Source organism: Streptomyces globisporus (assembly GCF_003501885.1).
In the GTDB taxonomy this organism is placed as follows: Bacteria; Actinomycetota; Actinomycetes; order Streptomycetales; family Streptomycetaceae; genus Streptomyces; species Streptomyces globisporus_D.
On the sequence record NZ_QWFA01000435.1, the window covers coordinates 1 to 511 of the forward strand.

At 42.1% G+C, this 511-nt stretch carries 1 protein-coding gene; it reads left to right on the forward strand.

All coding sequences use genetic code 11. From position 1 onward, the window contains the following. Window positions 1-511: ATPase, T2SS/T4P/T4SS family (locus D3105_RS34180; RefSeq protein ID WP_165891149.1), on the forward strand; the 511-nt coding region annotated here is incomplete at both ends.

Here is a 511-nt window from a genome sequence, read left to right on the forward strand (position 1 = left end):
GCCATGTTCCATGAAATTTACGGTTTTAACGTATTAGCCGCTTGGATTAAGTTTCCAGATAGTTATGCGCTGCAGGTCATCGGTAAAAAAGTGTATATGAAGATTGACGGAAGAAACAAGTTGATGAAGGATATGCGATTCCGATCGGAAGAGCAGGTTGATAAAATCATCCGTTCATTGGCAATGCAAAAGGAAGATGCGATTCTTAACACTTACAATAACAGTTTGGAAGTTGATTTATATACGGGAGAACGGATTGCAATCCTTATTAGTCCGAGGGTAAAACAAAACGTGATCACGTTCCGGAGATTTTTGATCGATGCAGTTCGAGTAGAGGACTTAACCATACCCAAGCGGAAAACACTTCCTATCGAAGGCGTGAACGTCGTTAAAGGTCTTTCAAAAACACATTGTAACATTATTATCGCCGGACCTACCGGCGTAGGAAAATCTACTTTAACCAAGGCGATGCTTGCGGAAAGAGATCCGGGCTATACGGGCGTCATTATGG